This is a genomic window from Paenibacillus macquariensis (assembly GCF_900156375.1).
Lineage (GTDB): Bacteria > Bacillota > Bacilli > Paenibacillales > Paenibacillaceae > Paenibacillus_AQ > Paenibacillus_AQ macquariensis.
This window is the reverse complement of record NZ_FTNK01000001.1, coordinates 41,712-57,937: the sequence shown is the minus strand read 5'-3', so window position 1 is coordinate 57,937 and position 16,226 is coordinate 41,712. Positions and strand designations below refer to the sequence as shown.

General features: G+C 41.0%; 16 protein-coding genes and 1 other annotated feature. Of the genes, 12 read left to right on the top strand and 4 right to left on the bottom strand.

Annotated features, from left to right (window positions below; translation table 11 throughout):
* The gene (locus BW961_RS00235) at positions 1-1,014 is read left to right on the top strand and encodes a glycoside hydrolase family protein (protein ID WP_068590351.1); all 1,014 of its coding nucleotides are present in this window, start codon (positions 1-3) and stop codon (positions 1,012-1,014) included.
* 115 nt (positions 1,015-1,129) lie between these two features.
* On the top strand, positions 1,130-3,103 hold the full coding sequence (locus BW961_RS00230) for a chondroitinase-B domain-containing protein (protein ID WP_082867636.1): 1,974 nt from the start codon (positions 1,130-1,132) through the stop codon (positions 3,101-3,103).
* Between the two features lie 245 nt (positions 3,104-3,348).
* Here BW961_RS00230 and BW961_RS00225 read toward each other — a convergent pair whose 3' ends face one another.
* From BW961_RS00225 to BW961_RS00215, 4 genes are all read right to left on the bottom strand, one after another.
* Positions 3,349-5,316 carry an amidase gene (locus BW961_RS00225; protein ID WP_244555830.1) on the bottom strand — a complete coding sequence of 656 codons (1,968 nt, stop codon included), beginning with the start codon at positions 5,314-5,316 and terminating at the stop codon, positions 3,349-3,351.
* 236 nt (positions 5,317-5,552) lie between these two features.
* Complete coding sequence (locus tag BW961_RS00220) at positions 5,553-6,332, bottom strand: alpha/beta hydrolase (RefSeq protein ID WP_082867637.1); 780 nt, start codon at positions 6,330-6,332, stop codon at positions 5,553-5,555.
* A gap of 12 nt (positions 6,333-6,344) precedes the next feature.
* Positions 6,345-6,473, bottom strand: a complete 129-nt coding sequence (locus tag BW961_RS31515) for a hypothetical protein (protein ID WP_280175174.1) — start codon at positions 6,471-6,473, stop codon at positions 6,345-6,347.
* 63 nt (positions 6,474-6,536) lie between these two features.
* Positions 6,537-6,944 carry a MerR family transcriptional regulator gene (locus tag BW961_RS00215; RefSeq protein WP_068590356.1) on the bottom strand — a complete coding sequence of 136 codons (408 nt, stop codon included), beginning with the start codon at positions 6,942-6,944 and terminating at the stop codon, positions 6,537-6,539.
* Positions 6,945-7,080: 136 nt separating this feature from the next.
* Between BW961_RS00215 and BW961_RS00210 the strand changes: the two genes are divergently transcribed.
* From BW961_RS00210 to BW961_RS00165, 10 genes are all read left to right on the top strand, one after another.
* Complete coding sequence (locus BW961_RS00210; RefSeq protein ID WP_068590357.1) at positions 7,081-7,560, top strand: GNAT family N-acetyltransferase; 480 nt, start codon at positions 7,081-7,083, stop codon at positions 7,558-7,560.
* A 71-nt stretch (positions 7,561-7,631) separates the two neighbouring features.
* A complete protein-coding gene (locus BW961_RS00205; protein WP_068590359.1) occupies positions 7,632-8,165 on the top strand; it encodes a sigma-70 family RNA polymerase sigma factor in 534 nt (177 codons plus the stop codon).
* Positions 8,149-9,573, top strand: a complete 1,425-nt coding sequence (locus BW961_RS00200) for a DUF4179 domain-containing protein (protein ID WP_068590361.1) — start codon at positions 8,149-8,151, stop codon at positions 9,571-9,573. Before BW961_RS00205 ends, BW961_RS00200 begins: the two co-directional genes overlap by 17 nt.
* Positions 9,574-9,638: 65 nt before the next feature.
* Positions 9,639-9,903: a binding site (T-box leader), on the top strand.
* 138 nt (positions 9,904-10,041) lie between these two features.
* The gene (locus BW961_RS00195; RefSeq protein WP_394327648.1) at positions 10,042-11,280 is read left to right on the top strand and encodes an MFS transporter; all 1,239 of its coding nucleotides are present in this window, start codon (positions 10,042-10,044) and stop codon (positions 11,278-11,280) included.
* 48 nt (positions 11,281-11,328) lie between these two features.
* The gene (locus BW961_RS00190; RefSeq protein ID WP_068590366.1) at positions 11,329-11,793 is read left to right on the top strand and encodes a 2-thiouracil desulfurase family protein; all 465 of its coding nucleotides are present in this window, start codon (positions 11,329-11,331) and stop codon (positions 11,791-11,793) included.
* Between the two features lie 183 nt (positions 11,794-11,976).
* Positions 11,977-12,897, top strand: coding sequence for an EamA family transporter (locus BW961_RS00185; RefSeq protein WP_068590368.1), 921 nt, complete (start codon positions 11,977-11,979; stop codon positions 12,895-12,897).
* 231 nt (positions 12,898-13,128) lie between these two features.
* Positions 13,129-13,677, top strand: a complete 549-nt coding sequence (locus BW961_RS00180) for an RNA polymerase sigma factor (RefSeq protein ID WP_326110744.1) — start codon at positions 13,129-13,131, stop codon at positions 13,675-13,677.
* The gene (locus tag BW961_RS00175; RefSeq protein ID WP_068590372.1) at positions 13,674-14,132 is read left to right on the top strand and encodes a hypothetical protein; all 459 of its coding nucleotides are present in this window, start codon (positions 13,674-13,676) and stop codon (positions 14,130-14,132) included. Before BW961_RS00180 ends, BW961_RS00175 begins: the two co-directional genes overlap by 4 nt.
* Before the next feature lie 25 nt (positions 14,133-14,157).
* Complete coding sequence (locus tag BW961_RS00170; RefSeq protein ID WP_139331487.1) at positions 14,158-15,300, top strand: hypothetical protein; 1,143 nt, start codon at positions 14,158-14,160, stop codon at positions 15,298-15,300.
* 29 nt (positions 15,301-15,329) lie between these two features.
* Entirely contained in the window at positions 15,330-16,208 is an 879-nt protein-coding gene (locus tag BW961_RS00165; protein ID WP_068590379.1) for an NAD-dependent epimerase/dehydratase family protein, read from the top strand.
* Positions 16,209-16,226: the final 18 nt, after the last annotated feature.

The window sequence follows — 16,226 nt, the reverse complement described above, 5'->3', positions numbered from 1 at the left end:
ATGTTTGGAAAGCTATTACCGGCACCCATGGATGGCGGGTTTCGGATGGAGAATTATTGGGTCTGGTGCGGTTCAGTCATCCGCGATGAAGATGGGCGCTTTCATATGTTCGCTTCTCGTTGGCCCAAGTGGCTTCCAATGCACCCGGGCTGGCTTGTAGCATCCGAAATTGTCCGTGCAGTATCTGATACGCCGGAAGGCCCCTATGAATATCAAGAAATCGTGCTACCTACACGCGGGGCGGAGTATTGGGACGGACGCAGCACCCATAACCCGCACATTGTTAAACATGGTGATACTTATCTACTATATTACATGGGATCTACTCATCCTTTGCCGGAACCGGCCTCGGGTGAGGGATTCGGATTGGATGATCCGAGATGTATCGTCGCACGGGCGAATAAACGTGTAGGACTGGCGACATCAAACAGTATATTTGGCCCTTGGAAAAGGGCGGTTACACCTATATTGCCAACCCGTCCCGGACATTTTGACAGTTTCCTGATATCGAATCCTGCGCCTTGCATGCACGACGATGGTTCCGTATTACTCATCTACAAAGCGCGTCAGTATGAGGGGAATGTACACGGAAATATGACGATTGGTGCCGCCTATGCAGAGCACTGGAGTGGACCTTACCGTGTTATCAGTGACAAACCTGTGTTTCCGCCGGGGAAAATTCATATTGAGGATCCGTTCCTATGGCATACAAAGGACGGTTATGAACTGATCGCCAAAGATATGGATGGTCATCTTACCGGGGAGAAACATGGTGGTATTCATGCATTGTCTGTAGATGGATTGAGTTGGGAACTATCCGCTAATCCACGTGCTTACTCCCGTACCCTACGCTGGGAGGACGGAATCATAAGAACGATGGGCAATCTGGAGCGACCTTTCCTATTGTTTCAGGATGGGGTTCCTACTCATCTATTCGCTGCTGTCTCGGACGGTAAACAAGGATTTAGCGATGCGAAAAACACTTGGAATATGGTGATTCCATTAACAACGTAATCCATTCTTTAGTGTGATGACGGACTGGTCAATAAGCGGTCCCCCTCCTGAACATCAGGGCAAACAGTTCAATCTATCTAAGTACGATCTTATTTCCTATTAGAGAGGGGAAAATATGATGATACTCCAGAGAAATGTGCAGTTAAGATCCATTGTAATGGTGCTTACTTTGGTGTTGATTTTAGGTACTCTTTCTTCAGCCTTAGGCAGTCGTATGATTTATGCGGAACGAACGAATCTTGCGCTGGGTAAAACAGCAACCGCCAGTAATGTATTTCAGAATAAGCCAAATTATGATGCCAGCCGGGCAGTGGATGGGCAAGCGTCTTCGCGGTGGGCTAGCGACACGAGTCAAGAACCTTATTGGTTACAGGTTGATCTGGGTCGTGAATTCGCGTTCGATCAAATTGTTATTTCGGAATATCAGAGCCGAATGACCTCCTATTCCATTCAATATTCCAGTGACGGCACGACATGGAATACTGGAAGTACCGGGACGAAGGCGTCCGGTACAAAGGATACCGTGACAGACATAGATCTGGACCATCCAATCACGGGCAGATATGTCAAATTGGGTGTCGATACCGCGAGCAGCGGAATATCCATTTATGAGTTTGAAATCTATGGCGAAATTCCCATCGGAGGTGAGGTTATGCGTGTAACAACCCCGAACGAATTAACAGAAGCCTTCCATTCTGCACTGCCAGGGGATACTATCCTTATGGCAAATGGAACATGGAATGAGATCTACATTGACTTTTCCGCATATGCAACTGCGGAGCACCCGGTAACCCTACATGCTGAAACTCCTGGCAAAGTCATCATTAGCGGCCAATCGGGACTATCCTTAAACCGCCCTCATCTAATCGTTGACGGCTTGTTGTTTACTGACGGTAGAGCCCCAGATGGTAAAGACTCTGTCATCACTTTTAATAGCGATTATGGTCGAATAACCAACACATCCATAGTGAATTTCAATCCCGGTGATACATCAACGAAATATTACTGGGCATTCTTCAGAGGAGCATATAATCGTTTGGACAATAGTCGTTTTGAAGGGAAAGACCATATGCAACCTGTGATCGGGAACAACGGCAATGGTAACGAAAAATATAATGTGGTCGATCATAGTTATTTCAAAAACATTCACCATACCAATGCCAATGGCATGGAGACCTTCCGTATTTGGGGTTATGGCGGCAATGATGAACTTGGTGATGATGGAGCTTATTTTACGATTGAAAACAACTTATTTGAACATGCTGACGGAGACGATGAGGTTATATCGCTAAAATCCAATCACAATGTTGTTCGTTATAATACCATTGTGGAATCACGAGGAGGCATTGTCGGTCGCAGCGGCAACACGAATACGATCGAGAATAACATTATTATTGGCAACCACTATGCTGATAGCACAGGTATCCGGATCAGTGGACATCGTAACACCGTAAGTCAGAACTACGTTCAAGAAGTCTCTGGTGTAGCGTTAACGCTAACGACTGGGGAATACGTATTTGACGAGAACCATCAGCTGGATTATTTGACGCCAGGCTTTGAACCACTCGCACGTAATGGTTCTCCTTATGGTTATGTAGGTCATTACGGTTGGGTGAAAGACAGTAAAATTACAAACAATGTATTCGTCAATAACGACGGTATTGATATCTCAGTGGGTATATTTTACAAAAATCACTGGCCTGGCTATCAAATGGTTCTTTTACCCGAAAACAATCTAATTTCCGGCAATATTGTGTATAAACCCAACGGCGGTACAGCGATACTTACAACGAAGCAAGAGAGTACCTCACCGTTAGATACATTCAAATTTCTACCGAACTCATTCCATAAAAACGTCGTCTTCGGAGGGGGAATCGAGATTAACTCGCCTAACTCGGATAAAGGAACCATCGTACTTCCCCTTCTTGGTAAATCAGTGAGTAACTCGTCAAGCCAGTTGGCGGAAGATGCAATTCAGTCATATGGCTTGAAGGGAAGAGGCCTTAATTCGATACAAGACCCATCCGATTCTTCTGGTGGCCAGAAGCCGCTTATGGCTCAGGATGTCGGTCCATCCTGGATGAAATAACCGTTCAAACTTTAAATAAGAAAGAAAGACCCTAACTTCAAATAACAATTAAAAAGTGAGAGATCCATATATCATTTTGGATTTCTCGCTTTTTCTTAATGTTCAATTTGAAATAAAAACATACATTCTCGTCTAGCCTTCAGACCCAATGGCCAACTTAACCGATAAAGAAGAACCCCAAGCCATATTGGCTCGGGGTTCCTCCTATTCATTGTCCTCTAATGATAGAGTTATGCCGATTTTATTTAGGGAACTAGAACGGGTGCCATACGATTATGAGTCCCTTGTTCATATGAATACGCTAGCTTGATGATTGTAGCTTCATCAAAGGTGCGGCCCATGAATTCAATACCTGCAGCCAGACCTTCAGAAGTGAAACCCGCCGGAACGGAAATTGCAGGGTAACCTGTGTAAGCACTTAAGCGGTTGTTATTGCCTGCGTCTTGACTTCCTCCAATTTCAGCTGCTGTTTGTGTTGTAGAAGGATATACAATAGCATCCAGGTTATTATCTGCGATCACCTTCATGATTGCATCACGTGACAATTTTGTACGTTTCAATACAATATCCTTATACTCTTGTGATTCTAGATTACGCGTATTTCTTACAATAAAGGTTGCTTTAAGTTGAGCGTAGAACTGTCCAGATTCAATAATTTCACTAAGGTTATGATAGCTAGCATCTGGTGCGTACTCAGCCAAGTACTCATTTAACTGAGTCTTAGATTCGTATCTACTTAAGCTTGGATAGGTAAAGATTTCTGCAAGGTTTGGAATCGTAATAGGTACAGTTGTTGCTCCTAGCCTTTTTAAATCATCTACAGCAGCATTTACAAGTTCACTCACCGGTTGCTGTTTATCTTTAGTTCCAAATAGCTCTGTTGCAACTCCAATTCGAGAACCCTTCAAACCATCCACAACTAAGGAATCTGTGTATGTTGCTGGAATGTGTCCGATATAAGCTGTTGCTACATCATCTTTATCGTAGCCTGCAGTTGCATCCAATAGAATGGCTGCATCAGTAACTGTACGAGCCATCGGACCACCCACATCTTGCGTTAACGCTAATGGAATAATGCCGTCACGACTAGACAACCCTATGGTCGGTCTGATTCCAACAAGGTTATTATAGGACAATGGAATACGGATCGAACCACCCGTATCCGTTCCGAAGCCTGCCAACGCGAAGTTAGCTGCGACGGAAGCACCCGTTCCTGCACTTGAACCCCCAGGATAATGATCCAAGGCATATGGATTCAATGTTTGCCCACCTAGCGAACTTGTTCCTTGCGTATTTAAAGCAAATTCATCAAGGTTTGCTTTAGCAATAATGATCGCTCCAGCACTCTTCAACTTAGCTACTAGTTCAGCATCCTTTGAAGGGATAGAGTCTTTCAAACACAGACAGCCAGCCGTCGTAGGCATATCGGCAGTCGCGTAATTATCTTTAACAATAATAGGAATACCGTGGAGTGGACCACGTACGCCATGCTCTACTCGCTCCACATCCATAGCCTTTGCTAGCTTAAGCGCATCTGAATTGACCGTAATGATCGCGTTAAGCTTGATCCCTTGATCATCATATTTTTCAATTCGATCTAAATACATTTGAGTTAACTCTTCGTAGGTCAATTTCCCTTTGCTAACTGCATCTTGAATATCCGAAATCGTCGTTTCATTCAGAATAAATGGCTTAAGTAATTCATATACCCGGTAGGCTACAGCTGAAGCCTCACTCTGTGTTAACACCCGATTCGGTTCAAAACGAGTATCACTAACGCCATTCATTAACTGCTGGTTAACCACTGCTCCTACTATGGGAGAAAGACTCGTATCATCTCCTATATCGGTAAATGTTTCTGGCTCATCTGTTAGATGAAGTGATTTATATAGTAGATACGCTGCATTCTTACGAGATACTGTTGTCGTCTCAGTCATACTAAAAGTGATCGAACTACCCGCAAGTTTAGCCGATTGATCTAGCAGAGCAACCCATTCACTAGAAGAGATAGGCTGATTAGCTGGCGCTGTAACACTACCCAGTTTAAGTTCAATACCGAGAGCTGCATCTCCCGTATAACTCTCTGAAGAGGCGGAATTTGCCGTGAGGGGGATTGTTAACGCTAGAGATGTAGATATGATGATCGTTGAGTAGATTTTTTTCCACCTTGTGTTTTTAATTTGCGAATATAAAAAAGGCTGCTCGATTAGCAACCTTTCCTCTTCGTCGGATTACTTATTACTCATTCAATGAGTTGATTTTGTTTGCATTTTAAACTTCATAGTAGGGCTTCCTCCTTAAGATGAGTGGTTGGTTTATGTGTACTCTCATCATACTGAGCCTGTTTTTTTCAAAGTTGAAATTTAACGCTCTACAGGAATGCTAAGCTGGACGGGAAAGTATATTCTTCCATGGGTTTTCACAGTATAAGACCGTTAGAATACATTTACTATGCTTTCTTTAATCTTGTTATCACAAAATGGCTAATATTCGTGATGGCATGTTGCGCTTCGGGCAGCATGTATGCTAAAAAGTGGAACACACTCCACATTTTTTCCCATACTTCTAGCGAGACTTCGACACCTGCGGCTTTTGCGAGGTCAGCAAACCGAGTAGCGTCGCTTAACAAAACCTCATGGTCACCTACTTGGATGAGTAGTGGGGGTAATCCTCTTAAATCCATCCTCAAGGGGGATAACAAAAGGGGCGCTTCCTGTGATACATTACCTAGATAATCGTTCAAAATCCTTAGATTAATCTGCCTACTGCCAGTAGGATCAAGTTCTGCTCGACTATGATACGATTCCCCGTCTAAATGCACGAGATCAGTATGCGGCGTTATGAGAAAGGCGCCTGCCGGAAGTACTTCATTAGCCTCACGTAAAGATAGCAGTGTCATCAGTGCAAGACTACCTCCGACAGAATCGCCTCCCAATATGATGTTATGAGGCGCATATCCATTTGCTAATAACCAATGATACGCACTCAGGCAATCCTCATTTGCAGCGGGAAAGGGATACTCAGGTGCTAAACGGTATTCTAACGTCAACACTTTCACACCACTAGACTTCGAAATCCTTGCAGCAAGATCACGATATGTTTCGCAGCTTCCTGCGATAAATCCTCCACCGTGAAAGTAAAGAATCACTTCTTTCGCTGTCTCTGGTTTATTATCCTCAGTACTGACCCATTCACCTTTTAAATGCCCGACAGCAACCTTTTCGACCATAATATCAGGAAGCTAAGGGAGTGCCGCTGCTGCTTTCGCCATATATTGCCAAATTTGTTCAACAGTCTTACCTTCGTAGTTACTGTTTTGCCGTAAATAACTTTTGATCATTGTGAGCTGTTCTACATCCGTTTTTTGCACGTGAATTCCTCCTACAAGGTTAATAAAGTGATTATAGAACCTGTAGTAAGGTACAAGGTCAAGTTAAGATTTCATATTGAGGGTCTGGAGTACATCCTGCACATCGAGATGCTTATTCGTTGCTTGTAGACTAGATTTCAAGTCTGACAACATTGATTTTGTATTCTCTCTCTTGCTAATTTCTTTGTTGATACTGTTGATTTTTCTATCAATAACATCAATAAAGTCAGAGATGCTGATCGAATGATCTTCCGACTTCGTTAGAGCTTTCTTTATTTCTCTAAGTGTAAATCCACAGAGCTTAGCATTTTTTATAAAAGTGAGCCGGATCAGGACTTCATCTGTATATAAACGATAGCCGGATTCTGAACGTTTCGGAGGTTGAATGAGCCCTTGTTCTTCGTAATATCTTAAAGTTTCAATATTCACATCTGCCATTTGCGCGATTTGTCCCCGTTTAAATCCTTCCATTAGCAAACCTACTTTCATAATCCATCAGATAAGATCACGAATATCATAGTATACATTGTATAAATATGTAAATAAAAGTTAGGTAATAAAGTGCTACACTTGTAGAGTGAAGATTTTATAAGGAGGATGCGAAATAATGAAAATAAGAAAGTTTCATGATTTGGATGTAAGGCAGATTGTCTCTTTGTTCTATGAAACAGTGCATTCGGTCAATAAACAACACTATACACAAAAGCAACTTGATGTCTGGGCACCCAGAGAAGAAGAAGTGCTTAAACGGATAACTTGGAAAGATTCTTTCAATCTCAATGTCACTTATATAGCTGAGATCAACGGTAATATTGTAGGGTTCGCTGATATGACTCAAGAGGGCCATTTGGATAGATTGTATATACATAGAGATTTCCAGAGACAAGGAATAGCTTCATCTTTGGTGGATAATTTAGAATCCGAAGCGAGACAACGAGGTCTTATTGCAATGGATACAGAAGCAAGTATCACGGCACGACCATTTTTTGAACATCACGGGTATCAATTAACGGAATCGCAGGTTGTTGAACGCAAGGGCGTGTCATTAGAAAATTTTAAGATGGTTAAAAATTTGTTGAATAAATAAAAATATTTTATTTTACTAAAACCCTTTTGCCTTTTCGGGAGTCTAATCATGGAAAGGAACGGGGTGGGGGATTGTCTACGGAAGAACTGGTGATGGCCGCACAATGCGGTGACCATGAGGCATTTCATCAATTAGTTAGCATCAATAAGAAGAAACTTTACTCAATTGCCGTTGCTTACTTAAAGGACGAGAATGATGCATTGGAGGCTATCCAAGAAACGACATGCAGGGCCTACACTAAGCTTGCAAAGTTAAAGGAACCTATATATTTTCAGACTTGGTTAATACGTATTCTGATCCGATGCTGCATTGACGAACAAAAAAGAAAACGTAAAATGATGCCATTATTTCATGTGACTGAACCGCTTGCTGCGGATCTTGAATTAGATTTCAAAATGAGTATGGAAATGGCAATCAATCTGCTCGCTCCTAAGCTTCGTCATATCATCATCCTTAAATACTATGAGGATATGACACTTAGTGAGATTGCTAATCTGTTAGAGAAACCGGAAGGTACAGTGAAGACTTGGCTGAACAAAGGGTTAAAAGAACTTCGAATGTATTTGTCGAAGGAGGGGGAATACGAATATGTCCAACCCAACTGAATATGAAATAGCATGTGGATTAGATGATCGGATTGAGGCTGCCATTACGGATGGCATTCGGAGAGGGCAAATGGAGACAACACGTCGCAGCAAACAACGACGAAGACGATTTACAGGCGTGATCCTTACGACAGTACTACTCTTCACTTGCATGTTCACGATTAAAGTATCACCGGTGTTCGCCGCGATGGTCAGGGAAATTCCTGGTCTGAATAAGTTCGTTGATTTGATCAACAACAATACATCGGATAAAGGTATTCAACTCGCTTTAGATAACGACTTCATCCAGCCTGTTGGCGTCTCCGACGAGCATAATGGCATGAAGTTCACGGTTCAAGGCATCATCGCAGATGACTCCCGAATGGTTGTGTTCTACGATATTCAATTGCCGGACAAGGATAGTTCTGTCGAATTAGATGATGTATCTCTAACGGATACCTCAGGTAAGAAAATATTGGCCTCACTCAGTTACAATAATTCAGATGAACGGAAACAGGAAGACATTCGAGAATTTGGAATTCAGCGTGGGACAATAGTTGTTGAAATCACACAAGGGAAGTCACTACCTAGTGCAGTGCTACTTAAAGTCGTTTTTAAGAAATCACCATTATCGAATTTGGACAATGTGAAAAGAGACATGTTCGCAGGCGATGGAGAGAATTTAATCACAAAAGATAATGATCGTGGTACGGAGTTTAACGTCACCATACCGATTGATCGAGAAAAATTTGAAGGGCTTCAAAAAGAGTATATCATTGGCGAAACTATCCAGATTGAAGGCCAGAGTATCACCTTTGATAAAGCTGTCGTCTCTCCTTTACGCATTTCTTTGTATGTGGACTATGATAAGGAAAATTCAAAACAGATATTTGGGCCTGGGGATATACAGTTGATTGACGATCAAGGGACGGCTTGGAAAAGTATATCTGGGAGTATGGGTTCTCTAAAGGATAGACAAATTCTTAATTTTGAGAGTCCGTATTTCAAAGTACCTAAGACTTTGACCATTGAAGGAAGCTGGTTTCGTGCACTCAACAAAGATCAAATGTCCGTAATCATTGACACAGAGAAAGGGCAGTTACTTAAGACACCAGACGAGAAACTGGACCTTCAAGGGATAGAAATTATCGATAAATATCTGCAATTGGATTTTTCCCTCAAGGGCCTCGATCCAGCAGATTATATGGGTTACTCTTTGTTTGAAGGGGAGTTTACTGACGCGGATGGTAACAAGCACCAACGGGAGAATCTTAAGGAAAGTACTACAAGTAGATTTAGTGACTCTGGGCCGATAGAGCAACACAATCTTCAATATATGGATAATAAAACATATAAACAACCACTTACTTTCACAATATTCAACTATCCTGCATATATCCGTGAGCGATACAAGATTCGTATAAAGTGAAGAAGAGTTACTCTTCCAAAAGTATATCATCTCACGCCATGAAGTGATATTATAGTTAAAATATTGTAAATACGATGATTAGAAGAGTAAATAAATGCAATTCATTAGCAGAGAGCTCCGAAGGGTGAAAAGGAGTAATGAATGATTTATTGAAACAAGTCTATGAGTATCATGTTGGAACCTGATTTATGAGGATAGCATGACAGGAGCTCCTGTTATAGAGCTAGAGTATACACATGATTCTCAATCATGTCGTACTTGAAGAGGTTATTATGGCAACATAATAGCAAATCTGGGGTGGTACCACGAATTTCATATCTCGTCCTCAAGACTAACGTCTTGGGGGTGAGATTTTTTGTCGTCTACACGTATATAGATGACGAATTTGGTTTGTAGCAATCTAGAGGTGATGGATGAACATCATCATATTTCATATAAGAGCTGTTGGAAAGGAGTAACACAATGAAAGTGAAACCAATTTCAGATTATTGGAAGTATTCTTCGATGTTATTATTTGGAATAGGAGTTTCAAATTTAGGTTCGTGGATTTACTTTATTGCACTTAACTTAATTGTGCTCGATATTACGAAGTCACCACTTGCTGTCTCGGGGCTTTATATTATGAAGCCGTTAGCGACAATATTCACGAATCTCTGGTCCGGAAGTCTAATTGATCGATTGAACAAGAGGAATGTAATGGTATTCCTAGATATCTTTCGCGCAGTCATCATAACCTTGTTACCGTTGAGTTCTTCCATCTGGTACATGTATACCCTTGTTATTCTCATTAGTATGGCAGGTTCGATATTTGGACCAACATCAATGACTTACATAACACAACTGATCCCAGAGGAACAAAGACCGAGGTTTAATTCACTGAATACCTTAATCAACTCTGGCGCATTTCTACTGGGCCCAGCTATCGCGGGAGCTCTATTCGTTGTAAGTTCAGCCGTGCTTGCAATCTATCTGAATGCGATAGCTTTATTTATTTCAGGAGTTATTACGTTACTCATGCCGAACTTGGAGAGTCAAACAACGCACGGGAAATCAGAAACACAACAAAGGATATCTTTGGCGTTATTGAAAAAGGACTGGGATATGGTCATACAGTTTTATCGACACAACGGTTATGTTAGGGCTATCATTTTTCTATTTGGAAGTACAATGTGGGTCATGGCATCGGTAGTGGACTCATTGGAGGCTTCCTTTGCAACGCTAGTAATAGAAATGTCTGAAAGTGAGTATGGTGTTCTTGTTAGCATTGCGGGTGCAGGTATTATTGTAGGGGCTATCGTGAACACTGTTATTGTAAAAAAACTGGCCATGACGTTGATGATTGGGATGGGTTCAATAGGTGTCTGCTGTGGCTATATGATTTATGCGTTCTCACATTCATTTCTATACGCTGCTGTTGGATTTTTCACCCTCGCGTTTTGGCTAGCATTTGTAAATACAGGATTCACTACATTCTATCAAAGTAATGTCCCGGTATATATAATGGGTAGAATAGGAAGTCTGAATGATTTTATATCAGCCATACTTATTATAATCACAACCGTGTTTCTCGGAGTGGCCGCAGAATTCCTTTCAATCCAAATAGCCGTTATTACCGGAGTTATTGTTATGTTTTTATTAGGGATTATGTTAAGTGTGTGCGTATTAATTCCGCAAAGTAGATGCAGAGCAAGCTTGAACAAGGTATGATGAAATCATCACACAAACGGTTAATACGAATAGATTGAGGTGGTAATTTTGATCCTAGTGAGTTCATGTTTAGCGGGGTTACCAGTAAGATATAACGGAACACATCGAATAGATCTCAGAATTCAGAAATTGATAGAAGACAATAAAGCAAAGATGGTTTGTCCTGAACTCCTTGGAGGTTTCTCAACACCGAGAGAGCCTGCTGAGATCGTCGGAGGAGATGGAGAGGATGTCCTTAATGGACAAGCAAGAGTTGTTGATAAATCAGGACAAGATGTCACGGACCAGTACATTAAAGGAGCTTACGATACGCTTAAACAAGCGCAAGCGGTTCATGCGGAAATCATCATTCTAAAGGAATACAGTCCATCTTGTGGAAGCTCAATGATTTATAATGGTACATTTGAAGGCAAGAGAATCGTTGGCAATGGCGTAACGACCGCTTTACTTATAAGAAATGGTCTAAGAGTAATTTCGGAAGAGAACTTATCAGATTTTCTGCATGATCTATAAAGGATACGTATTCCATTGACAGTAAGCTTTATTTCTATTATGCTTTACAAGAATTATTTTTAAATATCACAAACTCATTTTTTTTGAGAGACGAAATTTTTAAAAGGGAAACCTTTTTTTCGGTCGTCATCTGTCCTTAGGACAGGTGGCGATTTTTATTTTTTAATAGAAGGAGTGTTAAGCTTGAATGTATTGAAATATTCAATTTTTGCGATATTGGGTGCGATATCGTATGGTACACTGTCGACGATGGTTAAGCTTGGATTTAAGGATGGTTATACTTCAGGAGAATTAATCGGTAGCCAATATCTCGTTGGTTGGGTCATTATCGCTGCTATATACCTTTTCTCATTTAATTATAAGATTTCATTGAAGAACGCTGGACAGTTGTTGTTTACGGGTTTGATGACTGCTTTAGTAGGTATAACCTACGCGGTCTCTGTATCTGAATTGCCTGCTTCAATAGCGGTTGTATTCCTGTTCCAATTCACTTGGATAGGTGTTGTTATTGAAAGTATTATGACTAGAACATGGCCAAGTAAGAGTAAATTAGTAGCTATCTTATTGTTAGTAATCGGTACATTGATGGCGGGAGCTATTTTTAATCAATCTTTATCTTCATTGAGTATGAAAGGCGTGTTGTTTGGACTACTTGCTGCCTTATTCTTTGCACTTTACATGGTACTTTCTTCAAAAGTTGCGACGCAGGAAGCTGCTCCAAAACGGTTGTTCTTTATTAGTACTGGAGCGTTCTTAACGATATCCCTAACAACAAATCCGGTACACCTTGTTACTCAACTAACAGAGACAAGTCTATGGAGATATGGTTTGCTACTTGGGGTGTTGGGTGTCGTAGTTCCGTTCTTTTTATTTGCCATTAGTATGCCTAAAATAGGAGCAGGTCTAGGTACGATCCTATGTGCAGCAGAATTACCTTCAGCCATGGTGGTCTCTGTCATATTCTTGGGAGAATTGGTTACACCTCTGCAATGGAGCGGGATGTTCTTGATTGTACTAGGAATCATGTCTCCAGAAATATTAAAGAGGATGTCAGTCACGCAACGATCAGGGGAAAAGTTACTGCCTTACAATAGACGAGGATGATGTTCTTTCTCAGTAATGGCCTTAGCTATCCAATCGAAAATTCATTCATAGATGTGTAAGTTATAAATCTGCATTACTGAGAGACTGATCAAGGGAACCCTTGTTCAGTCTTTTTATGTTGTAACACAAGCTCGTACTCGGTCAAATGCAGCTTGGAAATAATATTTTCATGAGAATTGCAGGGGACATGATAAAATTAACGTCTAAGACTAGGGGAAGGAGAGGAGAACTATTGACGAGGATAAAATCATAGAAGATATTCTTCAAGGGGACGAGACAGCATTTCGGTTCATTGTAGATCAATATAGTAAACATATATTCCATACGACATACTCCGTATTGCGCGATGTTAAGGATGCAGAAGATGTTGCCCAAGAGACCTTTATCCAGATCTATAAGTCTCTTTCTCAATATCGATCCCAAGGGTTTAAATCGTGGATTACGCGTATTGCAATGAATAAGGCTATTGATCTGAAGCGAAAGAAAACACGGCGAGGCGAAGATAAGCAATATCCTGTGTTCGATATGGAATTGATTGCCTCAGATGAAGAAGATCTGTTAAACCGTACGATTCGTAAAGAAAAAAATGAACTCTTTAAAAGGAAGTTACAAACGATTCCAGATAATCATAGGGTTGTGCTTACGGCTTTTTATTTAGATGAGAAGAATTACGAACAAATTGCGCAAGAGCTTGAGGTTAAACCGAAAACGGTAGAATCTAAATTGTATCGGGCAAGAGAGTGGATTCGGAAGAAATGGAAGGAGGAAGCTTGGAAATGAAACATTTAAGCGTGGAAGATAAGCGAATACTAGCACAACTATATATCAATGGTGGCTGTACGATGGAACAAGAGAAGTCTTGGGAAACGCTACTACTTGAAGATACGGAAGCGATGGATTTACATATCCAACTTCTATCTTCCGTGGAACTAAGCATGCCGGATATGATGGATTCGATACAATTTACGGATGACGTCATGAATAGCATACCGTTTCATCTTTACGAGAAGGAAGAGAGTCGTATTGAACAACAGCGACGACGGTGGTTCGAACATCCTATATTCCATTATGCAGTTGCTGCATGTGTGACCTTGTTATTCTTGTCTACAGGGCTTTTTGATAAATTAGTAACTGGGGATTTAACTGTTATAGCTAAAGAACAGAAACAGACGACGCCATATAGCGAACAGATGATGGATATTACAGTGACGTGGCTTGATCAATTGAAACGATAAATGAGACTTGAGAGGATGGATGGATGTGCATAATGAACGAAATGGACTTTTGGCTTTCGCATTAAATGTGTTCCCCGGGTTAGGACATTTTTTCTTGGGAAGAAAATCTAGAGGATTTCTATATCCTTTAATGTTCTTTGGAAGTATTGGTGTGAGTTCTTTGTTGGCTATTGTTAGTAATCAGGATGAATTTATAGGTGTTGGAGCCGTAGGGGGACTTTTCTTCTGGTGTGTTAGTATGCTAGATTTAATAATCTTCTTACTAAGAAGGCCATCTTCACCCCAGATTGCATTGCAAATGAGAAATGAACTAGGTCATGCAGTGTATGAACAAGGACACTTAATAAGTGAACCATTCGTTTCAAAAAGTGAGCATAGTGAGCGTTTTTACACGATTCTACTATCATTTATCCCCGGATTAGGACATTTCCAATTAGGCTTGATGCAACGTGGATTATCTTTTCTAATCGCATTCTTCGGGTTGTTAACGATCATGATGTTTGTTTCGGGGATTACAAGTTCCTCGATATTCCTGTTGTTCCTAGGTGTACTCCCGGTTATTTGGTTATATTGTATGTTTGATACGGTACAACAAATGAATCGGAAGCAGGCAGGGGAGCCGTTAGTCGATCGAACATTATTTGAGGAATTTGAAGAAGGACGAGAAGATGGTAAACGTAGTAAAACATTAGTGACATTATTGTCTGCTTTTCCTGGTGCGGGACATATGTACCTAGGCTTGCAAAAGAGAGGGCTACAACTGATGGTATTGTTCTTGGGTTCCATCTATATTCTAGATATTCTTAGACTTTCAATATTCATGTTTCTTATCCCTGTGATTTGGTTCTATAGTTTCTTTGATGGACTCCAGCAGGCATCTCGATATGGCAAAGAGCCGCTTATTGATCGACCGCTTGTTGAAGGAATTGACAATCACCGTGGGTTGCTAGGTATAGCATTATTATTACTTGGGATGTATTATCTAGGGACACAATTCATTATTCCTTTATTGGATGCAAGGTTCCCTGAATTCCGTATTGACTATCGATTCCGTACGTATATCCAAACATTCATCGTGTCGATACTCTTTATCGGCGGTGGACTGAAGCTTGCGCTCGGGAATAAGAAGTTGAACAAGAAATCGGAACAGGTTCGACCTCGTCGTTAATGTATTCAAGATAAATGTAGGAGGTATTCATGACAACAGCATTGGTGTTAGGTGGGACACGATTCTTTGGAAAGAGATTAGTAGAGCTCCTTTTAGAAGAAGGGGTAGAGGTAACGATCGCTACTAGAGGGAAGACTTCGGATGGGTTTGGAGATAAAGTAAAACGTCTTGTCATAGATCGAGAAAATTATGACTCCTTATTACAAGCTACTGAAGGTTTAGCGTGGGATGTCATATACGATAATATCTGTTATTCTCCACAAGACGCATGGAATGCCTGTGAAGTATTTGCAGGTAAGGTGAAGAGATATATTAATACATCCACTATCTCCATATATGAATCCAATCCAAATGAACACATAGAAACAGAAGTGGATCCAACTACCTATCCTATACAGATGGGAACGCGCTCAGATTTCAACTATGGTATAGGTAAAAGACTAGCCGAAGCCGTATTCGCCCAACATGCCACATTCCCTGTGTGTAGTGTTCGATTTACTTTTGTCGTAGGTGAAGATGATTATACGAGACGTCTTGAATTTCACATCGATCGGATTAAGGAAGGGACACCTATTCTTATTCCTTCACTTGATGCAAAGATAAACTTCATTTCTTCGGATGAAGCGGCTTCATTACTAAGCTGGTTGAAGGATCAATCGCTTACCGGAGCTCTAAATGCCTGCTCCACAGGTGAGATATCGTTAGCAGAGATGATCGAATTGATGGAACAAGAAGTGGGCAAAACAGCCATTATAGATCAACATACAGAGGATTCGAATCACTCACCTTATGGTGTGGAAGAATCGTTCTTCAGTAGCAATGCGAAGGCAGTAGAAGCAGGGTTCCCCTTTACATCATTAAATGAGTGGTTTCCAGCTCTGATTCGTCAGTTGGTACGAACAACATAATAAATATTGAATTAGACA

Bases quoted from the DNA above. Each gene is read 5' to 3' on its own strand.
- BW961_RS00235 (WP_068590351.1), top strand. From the start codon at position 1: ATGTTTGGAAAGCTATTACCGGCACCCATGGATGGCGGGTTTCGGATG.
- BW961_RS00230 (WP_082867636.1), top strand. From the start codon at position 1,130: ATGATGATACTCCAGAGAAATGTGCAGTTAAGATCCATTGTAATGGTG.
- BW961_RS00220 (WP_082867637.1), bottom strand. From the start codon at position 6,332: ATGGTCGAAAAGGTTGCTGTCGGGCATTTAAAAGGTGAATGGGTCAGT.
- BW961_RS00215 (WP_068590356.1), bottom strand. From the start codon at position 6,944: ATGGAAGGATTTAAACGGGGACAAATCGCGCAAATGGCAGATGTGAAT.
- BW961_RS00210 (WP_068590357.1), top strand. From the start codon at position 7,081: ATGAAAATAAGAAAGTTTCATGATTTGGATGTAAGGCAGATTGTCTCT.
- BW961_RS00200 (WP_068590361.1), top strand. From the start codon at position 8,149: ATGTCCAACCCAACTGAATATGAAATAGCATGTGGATTAGATGATCGG.
- BW961_RS00175 (WP_068590372.1), top strand. From the start codon at position 13,674: ATGAAACATTTAAGCGTGGAAGATAAGCGAATACTAGCACAACTATAT.
- BW961_RS00165 (WP_068590379.1), top strand. From the start codon at position 15,330: ATGACAACAGCATTGGTGTTAGGTGGGACACGATTCTTTGGAAAGAGA.